The organism is Bradyrhizobium sp. sBnM-33 (genome assembly GCF_032917945.1).
GTDB lineage: Bacteria > Pseudomonadota > Alphaproteobacteria > Rhizobiales > Xanthobacteraceae > Bradyrhizobium.
The window spans coordinates 5,472,663-5,498,847 of the sequence record NZ_CP136624.1 but is presented as its reverse complement, the minus strand read 5'-3'; the positions used below and the strand labels follow the sequence as shown (position 1 = coordinate 5,498,847).

17 protein-coding genes and 1 tRNA gene are annotated in these 26,185 nt (G+C 59.4%); 5 read left to right on the top strand and 13 right to left on the bottom strand.

All coding sequences use genetic code 11. The features are described 5' to 3' along the window. Positions 1-4 precede the first annotated feature (4 nt). From metG to RX328_RS25645, 4 genes are read right to left on the bottom strand one after another with little or no spacing between them, the layout of a single operon-like run. Positions 5-1,945 carry a methionine--tRNA ligase gene (gene metG / locus RX328_RS25660; RefSeq protein WP_213253125.1) on the bottom strand — a complete coding sequence of 647 codons (1,941 nt, stop codon included), beginning with the start codon at positions 1,943-1,945 and terminating at the stop codon, positions 5-7. Positions 1,946-1,997: 52 nt separating this feature from the next. After that, positions 1,998-3,038 carry a DNA polymerase III subunit delta' gene (locus tag RX328_RS25655; RefSeq protein WP_213253126.1) on the bottom strand — a complete coding sequence of 347 codons (1,041 nt, stop codon included), beginning with the start codon at positions 3,036-3,038 and terminating at the stop codon, positions 1,998-2,000. Then, positions 3,035-3,721, bottom strand: coding sequence for a dTMP kinase (gene tmk, locus RX328_RS25650; protein ID WP_213253127.1), 687 nt, complete (start codon positions 3,719-3,721; stop codon positions 3,035-3,037). The genes RX328_RS25655 and tmk overlap by 4 nt, the downstream gene beginning before the upstream one ends. Before the next feature lie 2 nt (positions 3,722-3,723). Next, positions 3,724-4,920: a D-alanyl-D-alanine carboxypeptidase family protein gene (locus RX328_RS25645; protein ID WP_249726675.1), complete on the bottom strand. Its 1,197-nt coding sequence runs from the start codon at positions 4,918-4,920 to the stop codon at positions 3,724-3,726. A 231-nt stretch (positions 4,921-5,151) separates the two neighbouring features. Between RX328_RS25645 and RX328_RS25640 the strand changes: the two genes are divergently transcribed. After that, on the top strand, positions 5,152-6,096 hold the full coding sequence (locus tag RX328_RS25640) for an alpha/beta fold hydrolase (RefSeq protein WP_213253129.1): 945 nt from the start codon (positions 5,152-5,154) through the stop codon (positions 6,094-6,096). Here the strand turns inward: RX328_RS25640 and RX328_RS25635 are convergent. Continuing rightward, positions 6,093-7,016 carry a septal ring lytic transglycosylase RlpA family protein gene (locus tag RX328_RS25635; RefSeq protein ID WP_213253130.1) on the bottom strand — a complete coding sequence of 308 codons (924 nt, stop codon included), beginning with the start codon at positions 7,014-7,016 and terminating at the stop codon, positions 6,093-6,095. The genes RX328_RS25640 and RX328_RS25635 overlap by 4 nt on opposite strands. A 1,574-nt stretch (positions 7,017-8,590) precedes the next feature. On the opposite strand from RX328_RS25635, the gene RX328_RS25630 reads away from it, so the two are divergent. Next, positions 8,591-15,211 (top strand): hypothetical protein, encoded by a 6,621-nt coding sequence (locus tag RX328_RS25630; RefSeq protein WP_213253131.1) that lies wholly within the window; start codon positions 8,591-8,593, stop codon positions 15,209-15,211. Positions 15,212-15,362: 151 nt separating this feature from the next. Here RX328_RS25630 and RX328_RS25625 read toward each other — a convergent pair whose 3' ends face one another. The 7 genes from RX328_RS25625 to RX328_RS25595 form a co-directional block, all read right to left on the bottom strand. After that, positions 15,363-15,815 (bottom strand): hypothetical protein, encoded by a 453-nt coding sequence (locus RX328_RS25625; protein ID WP_213253132.1) that lies wholly within the window; start codon positions 15,813-15,815, stop codon positions 15,363-15,365. Between the two features lie 172 nt (positions 15,816-15,987). After that, positions 15,988-17,931: a hypothetical protein gene (locus RX328_RS25620; RefSeq protein ID WP_213253133.1), complete on the bottom strand. Its 1,944-nt coding sequence runs from the start codon at positions 17,929-17,931 to the stop codon at positions 15,988-15,990. Between the two features lie 277 nt (positions 17,932-18,208). Continuing rightward, positions 18,209-18,778, bottom strand: a complete 570-nt coding sequence (locus RX328_RS25615; protein WP_213253134.1) for a hypothetical protein — start codon at positions 18,776-18,778, stop codon at positions 18,209-18,211. Then, the gene (locus RX328_RS25610; RefSeq protein ID WP_317258500.1) at positions 18,775-18,942 is read right to left on the bottom strand and encodes a hypothetical protein; all 168 of its coding nucleotides are present in this window, start codon (positions 18,940-18,942) and stop codon (positions 18,775-18,777) included. Before RX328_RS25610 ends, RX328_RS25615 begins: the two co-directional genes overlap by 4 nt. A 229-nt stretch (positions 18,943-19,171) precedes the next feature. Next, entirely contained in the window at positions 19,172-21,238 is a 2,067-nt protein-coding gene (locus tag RX328_RS25605) for a hypothetical protein (protein WP_249726669.1), read from the bottom strand. After that, positions 21,235-22,128, bottom strand: a complete 894-nt coding sequence (locus RX328_RS25600) for a toprim domain-containing protein (protein ID WP_213253135.1) — start codon at positions 22,126-22,128, stop codon at positions 21,235-21,237. Before RX328_RS25600 ends, RX328_RS25605 begins: the two co-directional genes overlap by 4 nt. Before the next feature lie 14 nt (positions 22,129-22,142). Next, complete coding sequence (locus RX328_RS25595) at positions 22,143-22,412, bottom strand: helix-turn-helix domain-containing protein (protein ID WP_213253136.1); 270 nt, start codon at positions 22,410-22,412, stop codon at positions 22,143-22,145. A 53-nt stretch (positions 22,413-22,465) separates the two neighbouring features. Between RX328_RS25595 and RX328_RS25590 the strand changes: the two genes are divergently transcribed. From RX328_RS25590 to RX328_RS25580, 3 genes are all read left to right on the top strand, one after another. Continuing rightward, on the top strand, positions 22,466-23,137 hold the full coding sequence (locus tag RX328_RS25590) for a hypothetical protein (RefSeq protein WP_213253137.1): 672 nt from the start codon (positions 22,466-22,468) through the stop codon (positions 23,135-23,137). Positions 23,138-23,139: 2 nt separating this feature from the next. After that, positions 23,140-24,333, top strand: a complete 1,194-nt coding sequence (locus RX328_RS25585) for a tyrosine-type recombinase/integrase (RefSeq protein WP_213253138.1) — start codon at positions 23,140-23,142, stop codon at positions 24,331-24,333. Positions 24,334-24,402: 69 nt separating this feature from the next. Then, positions 24,403-24,492, top strand: a tRNA-Ser gene (locus RX328_RS25580). Positions 24,493-25,316: 824 nt separating this feature from the next. On the opposite strand, the gene RX328_RS25575 is transcribed toward RX328_RS25580, so the two are convergent. Further along, positions 25,317-25,580, bottom strand: a complete 264-nt coding sequence (locus tag RX328_RS25575; protein WP_213253139.1) for a multiprotein-bridging factor 1 family protein — start codon at positions 25,578-25,580, stop codon at positions 25,317-25,319. Positions 25,581-26,185: the final 605 nt, after the last annotated feature.

Here is a 26,185-nt window from a genome sequence, read left to right as displayed (position 1 = left end):
CGGCCTAATCTGCCTTTGGTTCGATGTAGCGCGGAAATACGCCGACCGGCGGTGGCAATGTCGTTCCCGGCTTGATCCGCGTGGCGAGCGCCGCGAAATCGCGCGCTTGTTTCTCGTTGGGAATGCCGAGGCTATCCAGCAGCTTGGCCGACGCATCCGGCATCACCGGCTGGGTCAGAATCGCGACCTGGCGCACCACCTCCGCCGTCACGTACAGGACGGTTTTCTGCCTGTCAGGATCGGTCTTGGCCAGCGCCCAGGGCGCCTCGCCAGCGAAATAGCGGTTGGCCTCCGCCACCACGGCCCACACCGCGTTCAGCCATTGATGGATCTGTTGCGTCGCCATCGCGGTGCGCGAGGTTTCCAGCATGCTGTCGGCCTGCGCCAGTATTGCCTTGTCGTTGTCGGTGAATTCGCTGGGCTCCGGCAGCACGCCGCCAAGCTGCTTGGCGATCATCGACAGCGAGCGCTGCGCCAGATTGCCGAGATCGTTGGCAAGGTCGGCGTTGATGCGCGCGACGATGGCTTCATGGCTGTAGTTGCCGTCCTGTCCGAACGGCACCTCGCGCAGGAAGAAATAGCGCATTTGGTCGACGCCATACTGATCGGCCAGATTAAAGGGATCGACGACATTGCCGACCGACTTTGACATCTTCTCGCCCCTGCTGAACAGGAAGCCGTGCGCGTAAACCCGCTTCTGCACGGGAATGCCGGCCGACATCAGGAATGCCGGCCAGTACACCGCGTGGAAGCGGATGATATCCTTGCCGATGATATGCACATCCGCCGGCCAGTAGCGCCAGTTCGGATCGCTCTCGTCGGGAAAGCCGACGCCGGTGATATAGTTGGTCAGCGCATCGACCCAGACATACATCACGTGTTCGGGATCGTTCGGCACCTTGACGCCCCAGTCGAACGTCGTGCGCGAAATCGACAGATCCTTCAGGCCGCTCTTTACGAAACTGATGACTTCGTTGCGACGTGAATCCGGACCGATGAAATCCGGCTGGCTCTCGTAGAGCTGCAGCAAGCGGTCTTGATAGGCGGACAGTCTGAAGAAGTAGCTCTTCTCCTCGACCCATTCGACCGGCGAGCCTTGCGGGCCACGCCGCACATTGTCCTCGCCGAGGACGGTTTCCTCCTCGGCGTAATAGGCTTCGTCGCGAACCGAATACCAGCCTGCATAGGTATCGATATAGATATCGCCATTCTGCTGCATCCGATCCCAGACCACCTGAACCGAACGATGATGGTCAGGCTCCGTGGTGCGGATGAAGCGGTCGAACGAGACGTTCAGGCGCTCGTCCATCTCCTTGAACCGGCCGGCATTGCGCGCTGCCAGTTCAGCAACACCCAGTCCTTCGGCTTCAGCGGTTTGCACCATCTTCAGGCCGTGCTCGTCGGTACCGGTGAGGAAAAAGACGTCCTTGCCGTTGAGCCGCTGAAACCGCGCGAGCGCATCGGTCGCAATTGCCTCGTAGGCGTGGCCGATATGCGGAAGGCCGTTCGGATAGGCGATCGCGGTCGTGATGAAATAGGTGTTGCGTTCGACAGCCGCTGCCGGCTTGGCGGCGGGAGCCGGCTTCCCGCGTGGCGCGGCGGGCTTCGAAATTTCTGCGACCGGCGCCGCTTGAACGGCAGGGCTCGCTTCCTGTGGCGTTACCGCGCGTTTTTTCGACGGAGTTTTGGTAACGGATTTCTTCGCCGGTTTCTTGGCGGCTTTCTTGGCGACTGTTTTGGTCGACTTCTTCGCCGTTTTCTTCGAAGCCTTCTTTGCGGCCTTTTTCGAAGCCTTGCCGCGCTCCTTCACGACGCGCTTGCTCTTGGTCGCACTTTTCCTGGCTGCACGCTTTTTCGCCGCCGCCTTCTTGCTGGCGCTGACGGGCGGCGATTTGCGAGCCTTCTTCGCCTTCTTTTTCGAAGCTTTCTTTGCAGCCGTCGCCACCACGAATTCCTTTATTGCTCATAGACTGTCGGGATTGATATCTGGCGGAGGGTTACCGCGTCGCGTCCGCGAGCATCCCGAACACCGAGAAAACCAGCGGTTTTCGCTCCAGATTGTATGCTTCGGTGTCGCGCGCGGCGCAGACGATCTTTTCCCATACCTCCGCCAGCCGTGCAAGGCGGGGTAGATTCGCGTTGGCGTCGTCGACGCGCAGCTTTTCGCCGATCCAGCGATCGATGCCGTCGATGAAGGCAGCCAGCGCCACCCGGTCGCTGGTGCCCAGCGCATCGCCAAGCGCATGCAGCTCACGCGGGTCGACCTGCGGCAGGGTCGCCAGCAGCGCCGCGGTCCGCTGTTGCAGCTTCAGCGCGTCGCCGCCGAGCAGCGTCAGTGCGCGGGACACGCTTCCCTCCGAGGCATCGGCAGCTTCCGACAGTGCGGGATCATCGGGTGCGATGTCGGTGGCCCGCGCTGCCGCACGAATGACGTCGTCGGTCGCAAGCGGCCGCAGCGGCAGCTTGCGGCAGCGGGACAGGATCGTCGGCAGGGCGCGCGCCGGCGAATGGCTGACAAGCAAAAACAGCGATCGGTGCGGCGGCTCCTCGAGGATCTTGAGCAGCGCGTTCGCGGCGTTTGGATTCAGCTCGTCGACGGTATCGACAATACATACGCGCCAGCCGTCGACCGCCGCGGTCGAGCCGAAAAACGAAATCGTCTCCCGCGTCTCATCGACGGTGATGACGGTCCGCATCACGCCGCGATCGTTGAGGCCGCGTTCCAGCACCAACAGCCCGCCATGCGCGCCGGCGGTGATCTGACGCGCAACGGGATCACCCGGATCGAGTGCCAGCGTCTCGGCGCGCTGAACCGAGGACAGCAATGGATTGGGATTGGCAAGCACGAAGCGGGCCATACGATAGGCCAGTGTCGCCTTGCCGATGCCCTGCGGGCCTCCGATCAGCCACGCATGCGGAATGCGGCCGCTGCGATAGGCATTCAGCAACGCCGTCTCCGCCTCGCGGTGGCCGAACAAATCGGCCGTTTCGCGGGGATGCCTGACCGCCGTCTCCTGCTCGACCTTGCGCGCGCTCATGTTGTCCCCGCCGGGCTCGGGATTGCGAACACGCGCTCGCGCAACGCCGTCCAGACGCGGGCAGCAACCGTGTCGGCATCGGCATTGGCGTCGATCAGCACACAGCGCTGCGGGTCTTCGGCGGCGATTTGCTTGTAGGCGTTGCGCAGGTCCTGATGGAATTGCAGGTTTTCTGACTCAAAGCGGTCAGGTACGCCGCTGCCGCGGCGAGCGGCCGCGCGCTGCAAACCAACTTCAACCGGGATGTCCAGAATGATGGTGAGGTCCGGCTTCAGATCACCGATGGTGACGCGCTGCATGGCGTTGAGCACGATCGGAGAGACCTGACCCAGGCTGCCCTGGTAGGCGCGGGTCGAATCCGAGAAGCGGTCGCACAGCACCCATGTTCCCTGGCTGAGCGCGGGCTGGATGACGGTGCGAACGTGATCGTCGCGGGCGGCGGCGAACAGCAATGTCTCCGCGTCCGGTCCCAGCAGCTTGCCCATTCCCGACAGCACGAGATGCCGCATGATTTCGGCGCCCGGCGAGCCGCCGGGCTCGCGGGTGACAATCACGCGCAGCTTTGCCGCCGTAAGGCGCTCGGCGAGCTTCTTGATCTGCGTGGACTTGCCCGAGCCCTCGCCGCCTTCAAACGTAATGAACTTCCCGCGTCCGGAGGGCCGGTGCAGCGTTGCCTGGGTCATGCTCAGAGCTTCTCTGCGCTCGCGCGGAACACGCCGATGACGAGCTCGCTGACCCCGTCGATGGCGCGACGCACGGTCGAACCGGTGCCGACCGCTTCAGCCGCATAGACCGGCGCCTCCACGGCGATGTTTTGGCCCCGCCACACCTTGACGACGCCGACCTTTTGGCCGGATTGGATCGGCGCACGAACCGGGCCGTTGTAGACAATGCGTGCGATCAGTTTCTCGTTGCCGTTCTTCGGCACCATCACCTTGATCGGCTCGGGGCTGGCAAGCTTCACCGAGCGGCTTTCGCCGCCAAATACCTTGGCGTAGCCGACCTGCTGGTTGGCCGCGAACAGCGTGCGCGTCTCGAAATTGCGAAAACCCCATTCCAGCATCTTCTTGGCCTCTGAGGCACGATCGTCGGGATCATCTAGTCCGTTGATCACGACAATCAGCCTCGTGTCGTTCTGCACAGCCGAGCCGACCATGCCGTAGCCGCCCTCCTTGGTGTGGCCGGTCTTCAACCCATCAGCGCCATTCAGCGTGTTCAGCAGCGGATTGCGGTTCTGCTGCCGGATCTTGTTCCAGGTGAATTCTCGCTCGCCGAACAATTTGTACATGTCCGGATAGGTCAGGATCAGGTGGCGGGCGAGTTTGGCCAGTTCACGAACCGTCATCTTGTTGGCAGGGTCCGGCAGCCCGCTGGAGTTTCCGAAGGTCGATCTCGTCAGGCCGAGTTCGCGCGCCCGTTTGGTCATGAAATCGGCGGCAAAAATCCGCTCGTTGCCGGCCATGCCTTCGGCAAGCGCAATGCAGGAATCGTTGCCGCTCTGGATGATCGCGCCCTTCAGCAGGTCGTCCACCGACACCTTGCTGTTGAGAATGGCAAACATGGTCGAGCCGCCGGCCGGCGCGCCACCCTTGCGCCAGGCGTTCTCGCTGATCCGATATTCGTCTGTCGGTTTGACCTTGCCCTGCTTGATGGCATCGAACACCACCTCGACCGTCATCAGCTTCATCATGCTGGACGGCGCCCGCAATTCGTCGGCGTTCTTCTCGAACAGCACGCTACCGCTGGAAGCCTCGACCAGGATCGCGGTCGGCGCATCGCCATCGAAGCCGCCGTCGTCCTTCTTCGGTGCGCCCTGCACGCTGTTGTTGGCGGCATACACGATGCCGCCCCAGCCGACCGAGAGCGCGAAGACGGCGGCCATCAGGCCGCGCCACGGGAAGATGGCCGCCGTGTCGGATTCGCGGGAAACGGAAGTCTCTGCTGCCATCGGCGATGTCCTGAATCCGTGCGTTCTAACAGTTGGAAGTATCGCAAACAACACAGGTTTTTGGACTTGTGGCGGTGTCGATTGGATTGCGGTGCCGAACGAAGAAACGTATCGTTGCGATGCTGCAATTTCCGGACAAGATACGAAAAACAGGGCGGAAACGCGATGCCAACCTCACGCACTCTTTCCGTCAACGGGCTCGACTTCTTTGTTGTCGAACAGGGCCAGGGGCCGCTGGTGCTGCTCTGCCATGGCTGGCCCGAGCTATCCTACTCCTGGCGGCACCAGGTCGGAGCCATCGCGGAAGCCGGTTTCCATGTCGTAGCCCCCGACATGCGGGGGTTCGGCCGGACCAGCGCGCCGGCGGACGTCGGCGCCTACACCATCTTCCACAATGTCGGCGACATGGTTGCGCTGGTGGCGGCACTTGGCGAAAAGCAGGCCGTCATTGTCGGTCATGACTGGGGCGCGCCGGTTGCCTGGCACGCGGCGATGTTCCGGCCCGATATCTTCACCAAGGTGGCGGGCCTCAGCGTTCCGCCCCCCTCCCGCGGACGCGGCCTGCCGCTGGAGACCCTGCGAAATAACGGCATCACCAATTTCTACTGGCAGTATTTTCAGGCGCCGGGTGTGGCAGAGGCCGAATTCGAGCGCGATGTCGCAGAGACGATGCGAATCGTGCTGGCCGGGCGCGGGTTCTCTGATCCGGCGGCCCACCAATTTGTTCAGGAAGGCAAGGGATTTCTCGCTGGCGCCGATCCGAATCGGCCGTTGCCGGGCTGGCTGACCGAGGCCGACCTCGCCTATTTCGCGGCTGTCTATCAGGAGTCCGGCTTTCGCGGCGGACTGAATTGGTATCGCAACATCGACCGCAATTGGGAACTGACCGCACCCTGGCAAGGCGCGCAAATCCACCAGCCATCGCTGTTCATCGCGGGATCGAAGGATGGTGTCATCACCGGGCTGATCGGCGCCAAGCTGGTGAAGGAGATGGAGCGCGTGCTGCCGAACTTGCGGCAAAAGCTCATACTCGACGGGGCCGGTCACTGGATTCAGCAGGAGCGGCCTGATGAGGTCAACGGCGCCCTGATCGCGTTCCTGAAAGGCTAGTACAGCCCGCGGCCGCTGAGCACTTCGCTTGGACCGCGTGGATCGACCGGCAGGTAAGCCTGGCGTGGCGCCACATAGCTGGCCTCGTTCTCGTAGGACACGGCCCGCGGATTTTCCGCGGCACGGCCGCGCGAGCGGCTGGAGGCCGACATTTCCGAGGTCGCGTTGATCGAGGCATGGTCCGCTGCGGTATTGCCGAGGCTATAGGGGCGTCCCTCCGGCATCGGCACCTCGCCCCGGATTCGGCCCGCGGACGACGGCATCTCGGGAACAAACGGGCGGGCCGAAGCGACCCGGACCGTGGCCGGGGACGGCGCGGGCTCGCCGGTCCGCAGCGTCGCCAGGAGCTGGCGGTCGTCGGAACCCTCAAGCGGGGCGCGGCCGACATATTCAACCCGCACCCGAGCGACGCCATTTGCTTTGAAATCGAGCAGTTCCGCAGCCTTGTTCGAGACGTCGATGAGGCGGTTGCCGTGGTAAGGGCCGCGGTCGTTGACGCGCACGATCAGCGACTTGCCGTTGCGGACATTGGTGACGCGGGCGTAGCTCGGGATCGGCAGGGTCGGATGGGCCGCCGTCAGCGACGTCATATCGAAAACCTCGCCATTGGCGGTCAGCCGGCCGTGGAAATCATCGCCATACCAGGAGGCCATTCCCTCCGCGCGATAGTTCGGATCCTCTTCCGGCACGTAGGCCCGACCCGCGACGGTGTAAGGCTTGCCGATACGGTAAGTTCCCCCGCCCTTCGGCACGGGCTCTCCAAACGCCACCACGCGGGGGCTGGAGGAGACACCGTATTTGGGATCGATCCGCCTGGCGAATTTGTCTGATGAGGCGCAATTGGCGAGGACAAGGCATGTTGCCACGGCAACCGTACCACGAACCGCCAGAACGATTGTTGTTGGCCGTCGAATCCCCATCACCCCAACTACCATTTTCAGCGGCCGACTGCCTGTCGAAGCATTGCGGCCTTACCCCACGATGCGCCCCACCTCCGCATCAGGTGGTGAAGATATCGCAACCGGAACACGGCGGAAATGGGGTCTGGTCTTGCGTGGTGAATGAATGGTTGCTTTGCGTCCCGTCGAACTATGGCGGCAACGCTTCGATTCGCTGTGTGTGCGCCCTTCGTCGTAGCCGTCCTGTGCCGCTTTCAGACAATCTGTTGCATCAAATCATCACTCACGACCGATATGCGATTCTGGCCTGTGAATCTTTTTGACTGTGCAACGGTGCAGTCGTTCTGTGCGCTGCAGGGGCGCAAAGGATTTGTGCGATGATCGAGACAGTAACAGCGGTGATGGGCCTAGTGAGCGCAGGCATTTTCCTTGCCCATGCGTTTGAAGGCTATCGTTACCGAGCGTGACGTTTGAAGGGCCGGCGGCGCTAGCCGCCCGCGCTTCAGAGAGAATGGCTCGGTAGGTCCGATCAGGGATTCGGAAAGCTTAACGAGCATCTGATGTGGTAGGTGTCTCATGCGCAACCACGACATTGTCTCCAATGGATTTCTTGCCCTGGCAACGGCCAGCTTCGTGCTGCTGTGCTCCGGCCTGCTGGCCGTTGCTTTCGGTTAAGCAGTACACGAACCAATTGCCGCGACGGGGCTAGACGACGCGATCCCGGCAAGAATTGACAAGCGCCCGCTTTGCGGCTGATGCCGCCCCATTCGTAACCTGCGGGCAGGTGACCTGCTGTTCTTGATGTTCACGCGCTAAGGCGCCCCGCGGATCAGCCCGGCACCGAGAGTTGCGGGAGCGGAGGCATCGGCCGCTCCCTCGACCGCTGTCTCGAAGATGCCGCGTGTCCTGCGCCGCACTTCAACGGCCGTGGCTTGTGCCGGCCGGTCGATTTGCGGAGCGCATTGATTGATGCCATCGGGCGATTGTCGATCTTGCCCGACGGGACGGCACCGTTTTCATCGCCCCTTCCCGGCTAGGGCGCCAAATCCAATTTCTTCTCTTGTGTTTTCACCTTCGCATCGGCTAAGCGCTTGATCGTAAAGGCAAGGAAGGGTGGCCGAGTGGTTTAAGGCACCGGTCTTGAAATTCTACTGCCGATGTCCCGCCTAGACCCTCCTAACCCCTTATCGAATTGATTTGTTTTGTAACTTTGACGTATTCAGCGTTCTCTTTTCGTTGCCTTCCCTAGTCGTACCCGGCTGTTCAGTAGCAATTTCAGTAGCAACGCAGCGCCAAAATTCTCTCCCGGCCTACCTAAAGCTCCGGTCAGGGCGCGCGAGCCTTGAGAGTTTCAGACTTGGTATCCACCATCACATCGCTGGGATTATAGTCGCGGCAGTTCGTATCATGGGACAAGTCTGCTGCTTCGCCCTAGCCGGCAGTGGGGACGGCCGGTACGCTGCGAGCAATGAGAAATCTATAAAGGAAAAACAGCGCCTTCGGTGCACAACCGGACGTGGCGCGACCGAATTTCGCTCTATGATAGCGAATCACAAATTTCGCTATTTTGCGCCACAACACCATTCGGGAACGTCTTGCCAAAATCCGCCAAAAAGAAACCCGCGAAGAAGAAGCCGTTGCGTTCGAAGCGCTCCGGTATTGATCCCATTGGTGCGTCAAAGGATGGTCATCAATTTCATGAAGCGTGGCTAGCACGGCGGTCTCTCGAACTCATCTATTCGCGCGAAGGACTCTGCGGCATCACGGTCGAAGGCTTGTCGAAAGACATCGAAGATGGCGCGCCGACGGAAGCGATCGAGATCGCCGACGCCACATTTTACTATGGCAAGCAGCCGACCTTCGCAAAAGCCAGTCGTATCGACGTTACCCAGTTCAAGTATTCCGTTGCCCGTGACCAAACTCCCATGCGGTTTTCAGATGCGAAGAAAACCATAAAGAAATTCGCGACCGCTGATGCGGGCTTTTCCCGAAAGCACGGCACCGCGCCCACGCGCGAAAAGTTCCGCTACACGCTCTTCACTAATCGCCCGATCTCAGATGATCTTGCCGACGCCCTCACGGCGGCGCGGTCCGGCAGCAAACCTCAGAGTAAGGGCGCAAAGGCACAGCACAAGCAGCTTCTTAATGCGCTCCCATTCAAGGGCAAGCCACTGACCGCTTTTCTTGAACGCGTTGATCTAATCGGAGGTTCGGACAAGTTGGCGTCCGTCGAGCGGGGTACAGAGCGTATTATCGCCGATTGGTCTGCATCGAACGATATTATGGTACGCGCTCGCATTGGAGATTTAAGAAAGCTCATACGCGACAAGAATGGCGCCGAGGGGCAGAAAAATAAGCTCATTGTTAAGGTCGATGTCCTGGCCGCCCTTATCCCTGATCAAGAGGAAGATGATCTTCTGCCTACCCCCGATGCGTTTCCACCCGTTGGCGAGGTTGTCGAGCGCACCCAACTCACCAGCTTTCTAAGCGGTCTGAGATCGAATGGCCGCTGGCTCATTCATGCTGAAGGCGGTGTCGGCAAAACAGTGTTTGTACAAAGCGCGGCGGCGCAACTCAGATCGACCGACGAAGTCGTGTTGTTCGATTGCTTCGGCGGCGGCGCATATCGATCGCCCATCGACGAACGCCATAGGCCCGAGCGTGGGCTGATGCATATCGTCAATGAATTGGCGTGCCGCGGCCTGTGTGATCCAATTCTGCCTCGGTCGTCTGAACCAACCGAAGTCATCCGCAGCGCGATCGAACGGTTTGGCCAAGCGTTATTGGCGTTGCGCAGGACCAAGCCGTCGGCGCGACTTGTTGTCATTATGGACGCAGCCGACAATGCGGCAGATGAAGCTGAAAAGCGGAGCCAACTGTCCTTCCCGAAGGCGCTCCTCGAAAGCCTGACCCTTCGTGCCCCCATCGACGGACTGATCGTGATTGCGACAGCGCGGCCCGAACGGCAAGACCTGGCAATTGGGACGGCCGAGTGCAGTACATTTAAGATCGAGCCGTTCACGGCCCAGGAGACTGCAGCCTTCGTTCTCGCGCGACGGCCCGAAGCGACCCCAGCCCAAATAACCGCGCTTCGCAGCCGGTCTGAAGGCAATCCGCGCGTTCTCGCCAACTTAATCGAACCAGACCGCTCGTTGGCCGGTGAAACAGAATCTACGGAGAAAGTGCCCCTCGACTCCTTGATCGAGGACAGGATAGAGCGCGCCATTAAGCTTGCTGATTCCAAGGGAGCGAAATCAGGTGCAATCGATAGCTTCCTTTGCGCGCTGGCTGTCTTACCACCTCCCGTACCCGTTGATGAAATGGCTTTAGCGTTCCGGTTGTCAAAAGAGGAAGCATCGAGCCTTGCTGCCGACTTGGCACCCCTACTTGAACGGACCAAGCACGGCTTAATCTTTCGCGATGAGCCAACTGAAACACTGGTAAAGCGCAAATACGCGTCCAAGCTTAGCTTGATAGATGCGGTGGTGGCTCGGCTAACCGACGCGCAAGGCACATCAGTCTATGCGGCCCGCGCCCTCCCGCCGCTGCTTTCGGCCATGGGTCGCGTCGATGATCTGCGAAGGCTAGCGTTCGACACGCGCTTCCCGCCGGAACTCGATAGTGAAGTACCAAAACGCGCAATCCGGCTTGTTCGCGTTAAAATGGCGCTAAGGGCGGCCGCCAAGGTTAGAGACTTCGACGCCGCAACGGATCTCTTGGTCGAACTGTCTGCGCTAGCGCTTGTCAATCAGCGCGGCGATCAGTATCTCGCCAACAATCCCGATCTCGTTGTTGGGCTTGCCGATCCTGAATCCCTTCGCCGTCTCTTCGAGATGAAACTCGGTTGGGTTGGTGAGCGCCATTCACGGCTTGCGATAGCTTACACGCTGGATCACGACCTTGGCACCGCCTATGGCCATGCCGTGCGCGCCGATGAGTGGATACGGTGGTCCTACAATCAAGACGACGACACGATGATGCGCAAGCATCGCGCAGACGAGGACGAGCACGTCGCGATCCCATTCTATCTAACGGTAGACGCTCGGCAAGCGGTCGCGGCCCGGTATGTCGGGCAGTTCAACGCCGATTTTGGCTATAAGCTTGCTGGCCGGCTTCTCTCACTTCTCAGCATGGCCAACATCCTCGGGAAGCTTCCGGAGTGGTCCGCCACGATGGAACAGTTCGCGCGAAGCAAAGAAGCGCCGCCAGCGCTTCTTTCGGCCGCCCTAAGTTATGTAAGCAGCGATGTCGATGCTACGCTTATCTTGCGCCAACTCGCGGCGCGACAAAAGAAGCCGACCGATCCCCAAGCCTATGTTCCCCGCGACCAAGATTCGTTCCGGGCGTCTTTGCTGCGTTGCGCCCTGCGCGCTTGTGTTCTCGACTTAGGTCCAGAGGCAAAGGCAATCCTCGAACAAGCATCGCCACGGCGTTACGATTTTTGGGGGTTGTCGGACCCGTGGCCAACGAGCTACGTCTTGCCGTGGACCCTTGCCGCCTCCATTGAGGCAGTGTTATCCGACCGCGAACTTACATTGTTTGATTGCCTTCCTGCACAGTTGTGGCGCGTCGTTGAAGGCGTCGATGTTCCTGAGGACCTCGCGGCCCAAGAGAAGCTTCTTCACGATGCGCTGAAAGCCGATCCGCCCTATGAAAGCCGTGCAGTTCAGCGCGAAGGTGCTGCGGCGAGCAAATCGCAGCTATCGTCATCAGACAGGCACCGTGTTTCCGACAACGTCAGGGACCGCGTGCTGCCGGTATTGCGGCTTGGTCACCGCGTCGTCAGCTTGCTGAGGGCAAAAACACCTGCTGACAAGAAAGCCGCGACGATCGCTTTCTTTGCTTCCTGGCGAGACGAACAGAAGGCCGTCCAAGAGAGTATTTGGTCTCGACAGAAGCATCAGCGCTTTCTTGATGAACTCCACAGCACTTGCGCACTGTGCCTTCTCCCATCGATCGCCGTTCTCGATTCTGAAACGGCCGCGTTGCTGGAGCAGTGTATTGAGAAAGCCGACTATATATACGCCCACGCACGTATTCAGTTTGTGGAACTACTATCCGGATACCCCGAATGCCACGCTTTTGCTGGCCGCGCAGCCACCGCAGCGTTGAAAGTCATTAGCCTTGAAGATGAAGTGCAGCAGCGCGCTGGCTTGTTCGCGCGTCTTGCACGGGCGCTCCTTCCAGCAAACAAGACCGAGGCGAATTTTCTGTTCAAACGCGGCTTAACCGAGCTTGATGCTATCGGATCCGGCGATCATGCCTTTATGAATGAGCTCCTTGCCTTCGCGGCGTCTGTGCAGGGTGGGCCGGTCAATCCAGCAGCGGCGCTACGCCTTGCCAAGATTTGTGAATTGAACAACTACGATTCGCACAAATTTCCGTGGCCTCTTACAGGCAAAGCATTCTCGCGCATTTGGGGAACAAAATACCTCGCTCAAATCGCACGTTGGCATGATCGCGACAAAGTCGATCTTGAACTTACATTGCCAGCAGCGCTCTCGTTCCTCGTGCGCGATCGGAAGCTCCCTCCGGCAGATTGCGTTCTTTTGTTGGGCCTCACTGAGCCTGTCGGGATGTGGGATTGGGGTTGGCGCGACCTATTTGATTCATTGCTCACTGCAACGACCGACGTTGCAGTCTTTCATGAGGTGCTCAACCAGTTTGAGCGCGCGTTTCCAACGGGCTCCTATGTTCGCTATTTGACGGAAATCCGTGAGGTCCTGCTAAAGAAACCAGAGATCATGTCGGCGCTTAGTCCGCGTCTCGACAGCCTCGAAGCCGAGGACAACGCACGGCGACGGGTGGATAGAAACTCGCGTTCGACACCACTAGATGCCGAACACGTGGCGGCATCTGTTCGCCGCCAGCATGAGAGTCAAGCCGAGATCAAGGCGGCAATCGCCGCGACCGATCCCCTCGACGCGGCGGCACTTGAAACACTAGTCGAGAAGCTTGAGCAACATGATCGTGCGCTCGATGCGAAGGTCGTTGCCTTCAAAGCCCTTTGGCCGCGTATTGCCTATGCTGACCGCGAGAAGCACATCGAGGCCGTTGCGCTATCGCGCAATCTCGAACTGTTTTCGAAGAACGAGCTACTAAAAATCATGAAGGAGGTATGGCAAGCCGATTCGCCGAGTGCGCTTGCCTCAGTCGATGGCCTCGCCAAACGTCTCGTAAGCGCACATGCAGAACAATTGATGTCCGCGGATTGGGGATTCAGTTGGGAATTGAACAAACTCGCGGAACTCACCCGTGCCAGCCGGACCGATCTTGCCATTGATCTTGTGACCGAAGCTATCACCCGCGACCTGGAGGCCGCCGCTACGACGTGGCTTAATTTAGCTAGTCTTACATCGACGGCGGCCGATCCATCCGTGCCGACGGCGGCACTTGAACGATTGCTTGATGACGCAACAGGACGCCTTGCCGACGAAGTTGGCGATGGAGTCTGGCGAACCGATCTTGATCCTGGTGATGACCCGGAAGGGGTTGTCGCGGGCCTGATCTGGTTTTGCCTCGGCTCTCCTGAAGCGTTGTCACGATGGCGTGCGTCTCATGTGGTTCGCGCTTGTGCTCGTAACGGTCGCTGGCCGCTCATCGCGAAACTCTTTGGCAAATTGAGGACCTCTGGCGCAGGTGCGTTTCAGGATCAGGCAATTCCGTTCATGGTTCTCCACGCCAAGTTCTGGTTCCTTCTGGCGGTCGCCCGCGTCGCGCTTGATTTTCCCAACGATGTCGCAAAGTTTGCTGGACCGCTTGAAGCAATTGCGCTTGATGACTCATTCCCGCACGTGGGTATTCGCCAGGTCGCGCTTACGATTTTGAAAACCTGTCTTGGAAAAAGCAAGAACAGCGGAGCCGAGGCGATCTTAAAGCGAATTGCATCGGTGCATGTGTCCAAATTTCCAAAACCGGAGAAGGCACAGTATGTGTCCGGCGAACTCTGGCATCGCCCTAAAGATGTTCCCGAGCCCCAGCCGCATTTTCATTTTGACTACGACTTCGAGAAATACAAGGTGACGGGCCTAGGGCGCCTGTTCGGACTACCGCAGTGGCAGACTGGAGACCGCTGCATAGGCTGGATCAGGAAGTTATGGCCGACTGCAACGTCCATGTACGACTACGCGGGCCGACGGAAACCAGGCGATGACTATCGCGAGGGCACGAAAGATCGGCTCCACAGCTACGGCATGTACCTCGCGTGGCATGCCTTAGCGCTCACCGCTGGTGAATTGTTTCTGGAACGGCCGGTTGCACGCGTCGAGAGCTATGAAGATTCATGGGACGATTTCCTTTCAGATTACCGGGTTACACGACGCGATGGGTTATGGCTTTCTGATGGCACGGATCGCTATCCCGCGCGGGCGCGCGAGGAACTTATGGCAGAGGACGATAAGGATAAGCGTCCAACCGACGACCAAGATACACTCTTGAAACTTGCTGGAATTTGCGAGGAGCATAAGCTGAGCGCTGATTTTATTGCTTCCGGGAATTGGAGTTCACCAGATAATATTCGGGTTGATATCTCAACCGCGCTCGTTCCGGCTGACAAGGCCGATCGCGCTGCTGTGGCGGTCGGCACTTCGCCGGAGTTCCACATGTACCTACCGACGGCCCAAGCATACGAGAATGAGGACGAGGACGAAGATGACAATTATCGGCACCGTGATAATGCGCCCTGCATAGAGTGGATGAGCCGGCGCGAAGCCTATGCCAAGCTCGACGAATACGATCTCTATGGGTCGCGCGCCGCCATTCAGCGCGACCGGCTGACGATGGCATTTAACAAAGAGTACTGTCTGGTGAGCAGTGATCCTTGGTGGGCTACTTGGCGCAACCCGAGCAATGAGATTGCGTACACAGCCGAAGCGTGGGGCGTGCATCAAGGCGAAGGAAGGAGCGCGAAGGCCGAGGAAGGCGATACCGTTACCTGCCGGACCGATTTTCTGCTGAAGGTGCTTCAGAAATCCGGCTGCAGTCTCCTCATACTCATCAAACTGGAATTGTTCATCGAAAGAAACCGGTATTCGGATGACGAGGGAGAGAGCAAGTTTGTCCACAGTTGGGTAACGGCAATTGTCGATCAGGAAGGTACGGTAAAGCTTATCAGGCCAACGGATGCCGATCGAACAATCGTGGAGAATCTTCCTCACGAAGCTAAATACTCGCTCAGCAAGCGTTTCGCTGCGTTGACCAAAGGTAAAGGGAATTGAAGTTCAGCTAGCCTTTGCGCGTAGGAGCGTACTGAGGGGCGATCACCTCGTCGTCCGTGTCTTCCGGCACCGTCGGCTTTCGCTGAAGGTAAGATCGAGCGCAAGGATCAGCTCTTCGCGCGACCATGCCGCCTTGCTTGGCTTCTTCATGTCAGGGCTTCGTTCCCGCTAAAATGCTATCGTCTGCGTTGCCGTCAAGCCAATCAACGATCGCATTCAGGCGACGAGTCGCCTGGGTGAACTCACTATGCCAGATCGCCACCCGATTCGGCGAACACACTTCGAAGCCGCTCTTGTCGATCAATTCGGCGATGTCGGGTGGCGACGGGTGGCCTGGTTCGCGATATTGGGCGGGGGCGTGCAATGCAAGACCGACCATCTCGCCCAGGACTTTCTCGAAATTTGGCCAAGGCTTGATGCTGTCTAGGCTGGCCGCGTAATACTGTTCCACCCCATTCCAGACGGCTCGGTAATAGTTCTCCAGTCCAGGGGCTGGCGACCAGCCATCGCTCCACTCGAACATTTTCTTGTCGAGATCCGAGACCGACGGCATTCCGACCGGAATGCTGTTACCTGCGCCAAGAATGATAAGGAGCTTCTTCATCCTGAGGGCCTCACCCAGGGGCTGATCTTGACAATGGCGATAAAGTAACGGGCCTGCGGCCCCCGGCTGCCAAGGCCAAGGCGAGCGCCGCAACAGCGGCGGCCTGTGCCAGCCTATCCCCACTCACTAGCGTTCAACCGGAAGCAAGAAAATTGGGGTAAAGTCTGGCGCTCTACTCCCAAGGCGGCTTTTCTTTTGATTTTGGCCCTGGCCTGCGACGATCTCGACGCCGTTTCCGATGAGGCTGTCCTTGCTTTTTAGCCGCTGGCGAGGGTGTGCTGGCTTTCCACGGAGTTTTCGGATGCTCGACGACGCTGGCCGGTGGCTTGCGGACGGCAAGCGCAGCATTGATCTTATTTTTCGCAGCTTCAAGGTCGTGGATGACCAACTCATAAACGCCGTCGAGAAGCAGCCCGTATCCTGACCCAACTCCACCTAGAGTGAGATTGAAGCGCTTCAGTTCCTTTGTCAGGCGCTCGCGCCTGCTGCTGGCCTTGTGGCCCGCAAGAACGCGCAGTTCGTAGAGCGAAAAGAGACGTTCGATCGGTTGCGCTGGCTCTGTTCCGTCACGCTGAAGTCGTTGCCAGACCTCTCTTCCCTGACGCGGTAACTCAAGGCCTTTCTGTTCAGCAAGCTGTGCCATGCATAAAAGAGAATCTAGCAGCTTGAGCGCACGCAGCTTTTCGACCGCCTCCTCCGGAACGCCGAGCGCTCTGAGGACGAGGCGCAGGCTTTTCTCGGACAAACCTTCCGTGACGAGCTTATTGAGGTCCATGCACCGATCGAGAAAGCCGTCTTCCGTCAGCGCCAGCGGAATATGCCGGGCTATGGGCTCGATGTTATCGAAGGTCCACCAGCCGTGATATTCGAGCGCCTTCCTTCTCAAGCCGACGAAATCTTCCGGCGACAGGCCCGCCAGGGGTATCGCCTCGGCAAGACGGGACAGGCTCTCGCCCAGCGCGACGAGCGCAAACACTAGCTGCTCCGCCCGGGTGCCAACATCGCGTTCCTTAGCCATGCGTACGAGCTCGGTCTTTGAGGGGGGCGCGACGGCATGGCGATGCCAATCCCTCGTGATATGTGGCGGACACCCCTCATAAAGCTTCTTCAGCTCAAGCCTGATGAGATCCCGCCCGATCCGGTCACAGAACCCGACGGTCCACTGCGTCCCGAAGCCTACCGAGCCACTCTTCGGATTGACACGAAACTCGGGTCTGCCTTCATATCCGGCAAGCACTGTGTCGCTGACGTAAACCATATCGATCACGCCCATCTGCATTGCCATGGCGTCCGTCACGGGCTCCTTGTAGCCCGGCCAGATCAGACCGTCCTTTTCCAGTGCGTTCTCGGAGATCGGCAATGCGCCGGGCTCCGCGATCACGCGCGCTCCCCAGACTTGCGCCGCAATGACCGCTTTGTCGTCCCACGACCGGCGCAAAGCGTACCGGCGATCCATGAGATGGATATCCACGCCTTCGGTACCTCCAAGTCTGGTCTCGATCGCCCTGTCAGTACGCCCCCAGCGCATTTCCCAGTAGACCTGCACCAATGCCATCTGGCGCAGGGTGAGATAATCCCGCAGATAATCCCTTTTCACGGTGACACACGCAGTCGTTCCCGAGGGAAAATCCCAGACGGACGGAGCGGAGACGCTAGCGACGTCGTAGATTGGGGCCGTCGGATCATCCCAGCGCGTTTCCCCGTTGCCGAGGTGCCGTGGCACAAGGCCGTATGTCATGGCGAAGCCGGGGTCGAGCTGAAGGACCGTCTTGTCGTGTGACCTCCAGCTCAGCACGAGCGGCTCGTAGGTGCGTCTGGGCGGACCTTCTGCCTCGATCCAAAATTTCGGTGTGTAGGGATGACTGGGGCTAGCCGACGGGTGGGGACCGCTCGTCTGAAGGCCGTATTCAAACCGGGCGAGATTCTTTTCCAACTCCGCCAGGTCGGAGACAGGAACGAGCGCGGAGAAAACATGACGATGCCCAGTATGAGGCGAATCATCAAAGCTCCGAATTTCCGCGACCACGACATCTGTGTCGGCCCAGGGATCAACATCCCGGACATGCGCGAGTGGTTTCGGCCACCAATGTTCGCCTAGCTTATCGTCGTCGGTCATCAGCGCATACCCGCGCTTTCTTGTTGCAAACCATTTTATGTTTTCAGCAACCCACAGTAGCTGCTATGGCTTGTCACGCAAGATGATCGCGCGATGCCGCCATCGCAGCAATACAGTTGGTCGCGCGCTAAAATGCATATATTAGCTAACGTTCTGGCCGCCTTTCCCCTCAGAGGCGTGGTGCGGCTACCCCTGCTCGCGGCACTCTGAAAAACTCCCAAATGTTGGAAGGGCAGCAGCTAGCCGCTCTAAAGTTGCGACTATCGGGTTTTCCAGCTCACGGCCTTCCTATCATCGGGTTTTCGATGTTTCCGATCACGGCTTGACCTCCGTCGCGAACGTCGACCCGCTCGATGCGGATTGTCTGTGAACCGCCGTTCCTGAGCCGGCGCAATGTCTCGACCAAAATGGCGAACGATCGCGATAAGCGGCCTGCCGCTGTCGCAGCCGCAAGGACATGACGGTCACCGCCATGGCCGCCGCCCAATCGACCAAGAACTGCCATGGTGGCTGCATGCAGGCAGGCCATTTGCAGCACTATGGCGCATTCAGTCTCGCCTCTGGGCCTTTCGCCCTCGATCAGAGCCAATGCGGCATTGACGGCGATTTCCGACAGCCCACTGTTCGGCAGGCGCGCTGCGGCCTGTAGCTGGTACAAGGTCGCGTGGACGAACTCGATCGAGGCAGTGCCGAGTGCGGCTTGGAGCCGATCAAGCCAGACTTGTTCGTCGCCATCAGGTGGAAGTGACCTGGCAACGTCGCAGTTGATGCGCTCCAGCTTCACCCGAACGGCATCTTTCTTAGCAAGTGCCCGGACTTGGACAGATTTCCTTTCGGTCACGCTCATGACGGCTCCCGCTTTGCGTAGGTGTGAACGACCAACGTCAGCCACTGCCTCTCCTTGATGGCCTCGGCAGTGAACTCTCCGGTCGTGAAGTTGCCGTTGCCCTGTCCCTTGGGCGCGCCGGTGCTACGCCCACCGTGCAGTCGGCAGCGGTTCCGACCGCGCATCGCCGGGCACTGACAGGGCGTGCCCGCGCGGTTTCGTGCGCCGCAGCGGGGCGCCGACCTGATATTCGTCAGCTGTGTCGTGACACGGCTCTGGTTCATGGGGTTGCTTGTCAATTTTCAATGGCTCCCCTGGGGAAGTCGGAGGAACTGATTCTCGTCCTCCAGGGCGGTTCATGTGCGCCCAAGGTAATCAGCGGCGCCCGTCCGGTGCTGGTTGCGCACAGCGTGCTCATGTTGTTGTCGCGGAGTTTTCGTGATCGACCGAATAGAAGCGCTTACATTCCGGATGCAGCCGGACACCCTTCCCATTCATGGTGTAAAACTGCTCTTTGCCATCCGGCTCTCCACCACATTGGGCGCATCCTTGCGCGCGGTCTTCTTGCTCCACAGATTCATGTGCGGGATTTGCGTCCGTATCGTCCGCACCCGCACAACCATTAGTTTCCAATGGGTTGGCGCGGACTGGCGGTTCATTTGCCTCGCCACTACCGTCTGCGTTGTTAGCTACCGTCCGCAGGGTTGTTGAAGCCAAGCCGTTTGTGGAACTGGATTTCGCCTGGGATGCAGACGATACGGACGGTGCGGGCGGTTCTTGCCCACCATTTTCTGGCGTGGCTTGAGTCGGAAGCGTGGTGATTTTGATCGTGCGAGTTCGTGCCCTTCCCTCACGCCCGAAGCTGATCTCGATGCCGATCTTGCGCAGGAAAGTCGCCGCACGGCGCAGCCTGCCCGCCAACCCCCGAGGGCTATCGGGCCAAGCCTTGGACTTAAGCGCGCGCTCATCCAATAACTCCGCTAAGGCGGCCAGAAGGTTCGAGGCATTCCCAGTCCACACCGTTCCTTTGGCCATCAACGCGCGCACGGCGACGGCAACTGGATCGGCGTCGATCACGCCTTCCACCGCCTCCTCGCGGTTGCCGCAATAGGCCGACCAGAAGGTGCCGGCAGACCACAGCGCCGGCTCGCAGGCAGTTGCCCACAGTGCGAAATCCGCCATCCGCGGCAGTTTTTCGAGCCGCGTCTCGGGTAGCCGCTTCAGGCCCTCCACCACGGCGGTGAGCAACGCGCCGAGGATGAGGGGACGCACAGCCTCGAACGCCCCCCACATTTCCTGCTCAGGTCGACGCCTTTCCTCAGGAATCGGTTCCAAGGTCAAAAACAGGCCGCGGTCGGCGAGGTCCGGCCGGGTAACGATTTCCTCGATGCCGTTCAGCATTACGGGGCGCGCGGCATCGAACAGCACCTCGTCCTGATCAGTGTAGAGCTGGCGCACGGCGAAGCCGCCACCGGTGGCGAGCCGACAGAATGTGTCCGAAATCCACGCGGGAAGTCCTGACACGTTGTCGAACGCAAGGACGTGACCGTTGTTTGCGGAGATAAATAACTCGCGATCTTCGCGTGGTAGGGCGCGCAAGGGTGCAGTGTTCGGATCGAGCAGCGCCCGCAGGATTGCGAAGAAGGTGGACTTAGCCGAGCCTTGCTCTCCCGACACCACCATCACCGGGTACGGGCCGAAATTACGCAACACGGCGAGCGCCCAGCAGATCACCAGCACGAAGTCGGCGTCGGATTTGACATTTAGGAAAGAACGCAAGTCCTTAACCGACCCTCCGGCTACGGGATCGGGGAGAGGTTTCATTCCCGCGGCGCGGCGGAAGCGCACCGGCGGGTTGTCGATTACACGCCACCCTGAAGCGTCGATCTCTACAGCGCGCCAAGCTGCGTCACACAAGTCGAGGTACAGTCGGCCGTTAAGCCCGCCGACTCGGATATTGACTTTACGTTCAGGTGCATCGAAATCTGCCTTGGCCTCGATCACGTTCAAGGCGGATTGCATCGCCTCGGAGTTCGGCGCGCCGCCGGTACTTTCGAAGAATCGGCGCGTGAGCCAGCGGCGGAACCCCCTGGCGCGGATCGGCCATGTCTCCCGATGACCGTCGATGTTGAGGTCGGCGAAGCCGATCCCATCTTCGGTGTGAAACAGTTCGGCGGATTGCGCGAGTTCGATCAAGATGTCCGCCTGCTTGGGCCGACCGCCGCGGATATCGTCGCTGGCCGCGACGACGGCTTTGTCGAGCGCCGTAACCCGGCAGCCCGCCTTCTTCAGGTCCGAGCGCAACATCTCAAAGCTGGCAGGGTCGTCCTTCTTGAGGGCTGCTAGACGGCCGAGCATTTCGGGCGCGAAGGCCGCGCCGGCGTTAGTTGCGGTGCGAGCGGCCAAGTCGTTCAAAGGATCCCTAAAATCCTCAGCGGCGTCGATAGCAGCAGCGATACGACCTATTCCTACGCCGCTCATTTCGCGCGCTCCCCGGATGCGCGAACACCGCAGAGAAGAACGTCGTTGAAATCCTTCCCTTTCGGTGGCCTGGCGATACGAACGCGGCGCCCTTCGCCTACCCAGCGCCGCGCGGCGGATTGGGCAGCTTCTTCTCCTGGCAGATCGCCATCGGCAAGAATGACTACTTCTTTGACGTGCTCTGGAATTTCAAGGCTGCGCAGTCCCGCGGTGGAAAGTGCCGCCCAAGCCGGTTGCCCCGTAGCCTGCATTGCGGACAAGCACGTTTCGATGCCCTCGCCTACCATTAAGAGGTTGGCCGCTTCAGCCAAACGGACAGCGCCGCGGCGAGATGGGCCGAGCGTCATCCTCGGCGTATCCACCGGCGCCTTGCCGTTACCGTCAACGGCCAGAAACGTCCGGTGCACGGCGCAAGGTCGTCGCTCCGGCCAGACTGTCACCGCAGCGATCATGGCTGGTAGCGATTGATCGGTCGGACTATGCTTGGCGACAGACAGAAATCGTATTGTCGGCGGTATCGGCGCGACGATGCCACGGCTTCGCAAGTAGACGTCGACCAGCGTCCCTTTGGCAGCAGCCGCCTGAATCCACAGTTCACGCGCCCTTACGCCAGCCCGCGACAATTCGAGCGGTTGCGTCTGCGCGAGGTTAGCTTGGGTATTGGCACGATGATGCCAAAGACCGCGGCCGCGAATCGCAGCCAGAACCGCGTCGATGTCCTGGCAAGCGTGGCAATAGACCAGCGGTTGATCCGCTCCATCGCAAACAATAAACGAATTTGGATACCCGCAAGCGGGGCACGAGCCGACATAACGCCGGCCCATACGGCGCAAGCCGAGCGCTTGGGCAAGGCGCTCGGTGCTTGTGAATGCTGAGGGCTGCGAGGCCATAAATCGGTTCGTTCTTATTCTTTGCTTTCGCCACGGCGGTTTTCCACGCCGTCAGCCGAAAGCATCTTCAAGAATTTAGCCTTCGGAACACGCAGCTTTTTGCCAAACCGGATCGTTGGAATTTCGCCGCGCCGCGCCGCCGCGTAGGCAGCGTTCTTAGACAGGCGTACCTTGCTGCCGGCCTCGGGTACGGACCAGGTCAGCTCGTTTTCGTCAGTCTCGGGAAAGCTCATCTGAATCTGTCCTGCGTCGATTTGACGAAGGCTATCATCTGGCGTATCCATTAGATACGCCTATTCGGAATAGGCGTAACAAGCGTAACAAAGGCGTAACAGCCATGATCCCCGTGATGTTGAATTGGCGGCGGGATGCGTTGGGCTACCGCCTAGCCGACATGGGCCGCTATGGTCAGACGATCATTCGAAACGGCGGCGAATGGATCCAGACAACGCCGCTGGTCAAAAACGAAATGCTCTATGCAGAATTTGCAGGAGTTAGATCCCCGGAGCACGTGCTCAACTTCGCTAATCGCCACGGCTATTTAGCACATGAAGATACCCCTAGCGGCGGCAGTTTCTATCCAACCGACACCGGCGGTGTCGTTAGTCGGGACGATGGATATAGCGGCGAGAAGGTCGAGGATATTTTGGAGGCCGCGCGCTTGGTTCGCCAAGTGATGAAAGCCGAAAATTCAGGCAAGAAATCAATCCCGCTCAAGGATGCCCTTATCCTTACACGTCTTCTGGAAGAAGAGGATGTTGGGCGCTTTCGTCTCATCGCCGATCGAAAACGCGGCTTTCGGTTCATTTTCGAAGCGACGAGCCTGCTGAATGCGATTTGGATCCAACTTGCAAATAAGGCGGCGGGCGGCGTCAAATTCGGTACTTGCCGATATTGTGGGGCTTGGTTCGAAATGGGGCCAGGCACTGACAAGCGAGCCGACTCCCAGTTTTGCAAAACGTCGCATCGCGTTGCGTTCAACCGTCAGCAGCAGGGTAAGCGAGGCTAACCATGCGTCCAACCGGCCACATCCGACAACGCTCGCCGAAATCCTATGAAATCCGATACAGCTTGGGGACTGACAAGGCCACCGGCAAGGACCGTTACGCCACTGCCACAGTGGTCGGTACTCGCAAGGACGCCGAACGCGAGCTACGCCGACGCCTCCGTACTCTCGACACCGGCGAGCACGTCGACCCAAATCGTATTACCCTCGGCAAATGGCTGGTGGACTGGCTCGCCACCGTCCGGGGCGAAGTCGCTCCTAAATCCTACGAACGTTACGCCGAGGTGGTCGATGGCTATTTGACGCCGGCGCTGGGTAAGTTGCCGCTAACCAAGCTGACGCCGTCCCACATCCAAAAAGCATATAACGTTTGGGCGACCGGTGGCCGGCGCGACGGCAAGGAAGGACCTTTGGCGCCACGCACCCGACAGCATATCCATCGTATACTGAACTCGGCGTTGGCACGCGCGGTTGAGCAACAGCTGCTGACCCGCAATCCGGCTGACGCATTCAGGAAGCGGCAGCCAAAAGTTGAACGCAAGCCGATGGCGGTGTTCACGGCCGAACAATCGGCAGAGTTTCTGAGTGCGATCAAGCACACCCACACCTATTGGCCGGTGTTGATGGCCCTCGCGACCGGAATGCGCCGCGGCGAGGTGTTGGGACTGCGCTGGAAGAATGTCGATCTCGACCGCGCATCCCTGCGGGTAATGGAAAGTGTCGAGCAGACCAAGGCTGGGCTACGGTTCAAAGCCCCCAAGACCGACCAGGCCCGCGCAGTCACCCTGCCCGCCTTCGCTGTCGACGAATTGCGCAGGTTGAAACGTCAACAGGCCGAGAACCTGCTCCAGTTGGGCGTCAGGCAGACCGGTGAGACGCTGGTGTGCTGCCGCGAGGATGGGGAGGTCTTGCAGCCGACCAGCCTCACCCACCAGTTTACCTACCTGATGGGGCGCCAACCGGATTTGCCGCGGCTGCGGTTTCACGATCTGCGCCACAGCCACGCGACCCAGCTTCTGGTAGAAGGCGTCCACCCCAAAGTGGTCCAGGAGCGCCTGGGACACTCCTCGATCGCAATCACCCTCGATCTCTATTCTCATGTTATCGGGACCTTGCAGGAAGACGCGGCTGCGCGGCTCGACTTGGCGTTTGCCCCTGCTATAACGCGCCTGTCACTGGCACCTAAGAAAACTCAGTAGCAATTTCAGTAGCAACAGGCACTTTGCCAACCTGGCTGAAATCGTTTTCGCTAATAATGTCAATGACTTGGAAGGGTGTCCGAGTGGTTTAAGGAACCGGTCTTGAAAACCGGCGTGCCTGCAAGGGTACCGTGGGTTCGAATCCCACCCCTTCCGCCAACATCCCTGAATTTATTGAGTAATTTAGCACTTTTCCTTCCGACCCACACTCATTCCCATACATGTCATTGCGCTTACCGGGAATGCAAAAAGGGTCCGCCATGGGCCTGCGGAGCCCGTGAGCTGTGACTTTGGTCAGGATCGCACCGACCGCCGCGGTGCGCTGGTCAAAACAAGTCGCGCAGCCGGAGCCGCTCGGCGTCTGTCAGTCCATCGAGAAAGCTCGCCGTCACCGCACCGACGTCGATCGCCGTCTGTTGGCCAAATCTACCGAATACCGAGTCCTTCGGCGCCTGGCGCCTCGTGAGACTTTCACTCGATCCAACGGCCAAAGCACGAAGACCGGCGTCCTCATCGACGTGGAGATCGAACCTTTCGTTCATCGCGCGTAGATAGACACGCGGGTCAACACCATCGGAACGTGAAACGGCTAGGATTTCAATCAATGTGTTCGCAGGTTATTAAAGCTACCAGAATTGTTTGGCAGTCCCGTTCAATTCCCTCGATGTGATACCAGGCATGCCTGGCTGACTTCTTGATAATTCGCGCCGCTGCGCTTCAAACTGAGTTGTAAGACCTGCGGCCACCTTGAGCTGACTTAAACGTTCGATGGCCGGCCGGCGACAGCACCATGCTGTAGGGTGAAGCTCTATCCCACTCATCGGTGGCGACGTCACACCCGTCGTCCGATACCTTCATCATGCGGCGCCGCCTCTTGTTCGTCGCCATCGCTTAACGTTCCGCTTTTAGCTGTCAGCAAGCATCGACACACGATTCGCAGGAGGGTCAATCAGGCCAGGTATCTTACTGCTCGAGCTCTAGAGTTATCGGGATCGACGTTGTCGTTTCGCCATGCGGAGACCTGGTCCACCATCGTTGTCGGAAAGAAACTTGATCCCAGCCTCCTGCAGCGTGGTTACGAGAGCCTTCCGGGTTTCGACCCGACCACCAATCTCTCCGTCCGTGGCTTCCAACCTCTTGATCGTCGGAACCGAAATGCCGGAGTGAACGGCTAGGTCATCCTGCGACCAGCCCAGCAAAGCTCGTGCAGCTTTTATCTGACGAATTGATACTTTTGGTATTGACACCGCTCAACCCCGTACGATACTTTTCGTATCAATAATCAGCTCCCGTGGCCGACCTTGTACCGCTTACCGCTTACGGCTTCGCAAGTTCTTTCTAACGTTGCACTCAAGACTAGACGCGTTGATTCAGATGGCACTTTTTCGCTCGGTTTTGGCAAGGCAATCGATGGGGTCCACAGAAATGATGGGATCTTGGGCATGGAAAATTCTGTCGCACTCAGTCGGGCAGCGCGCCCGTCGCGCGAATTCCGCGTCTCCTTTTCTGCTTGGACTCGTCGGAAAACCTTCGCCAATTTTTTACCGATCAACTGACGCAAGGGCGCTTTGCTTTTATGGGCCACGTTGGCCGGGGTGGTCCGTGGCCCGGCACGGCACCCGCCTCCCCTAGCCCAGTAGCAAGGCGGGGCCGCGCTCTAGAGGGGCGCGCCACTGCCCGCAAGGACAGGCCCAACTACATGAGTCATACGAATGAGCAAGAAATCGAAGCTCCGAGTTGAACGGGCTCATGAACCCGATGGGCTTCCTCACCCGCGAGCATTAAACGGTCCAGCCGCACCCTTTGAGACTGAAATCGAGTTGCCCGGTTGAGCTATGTTTCAGCACCGCTG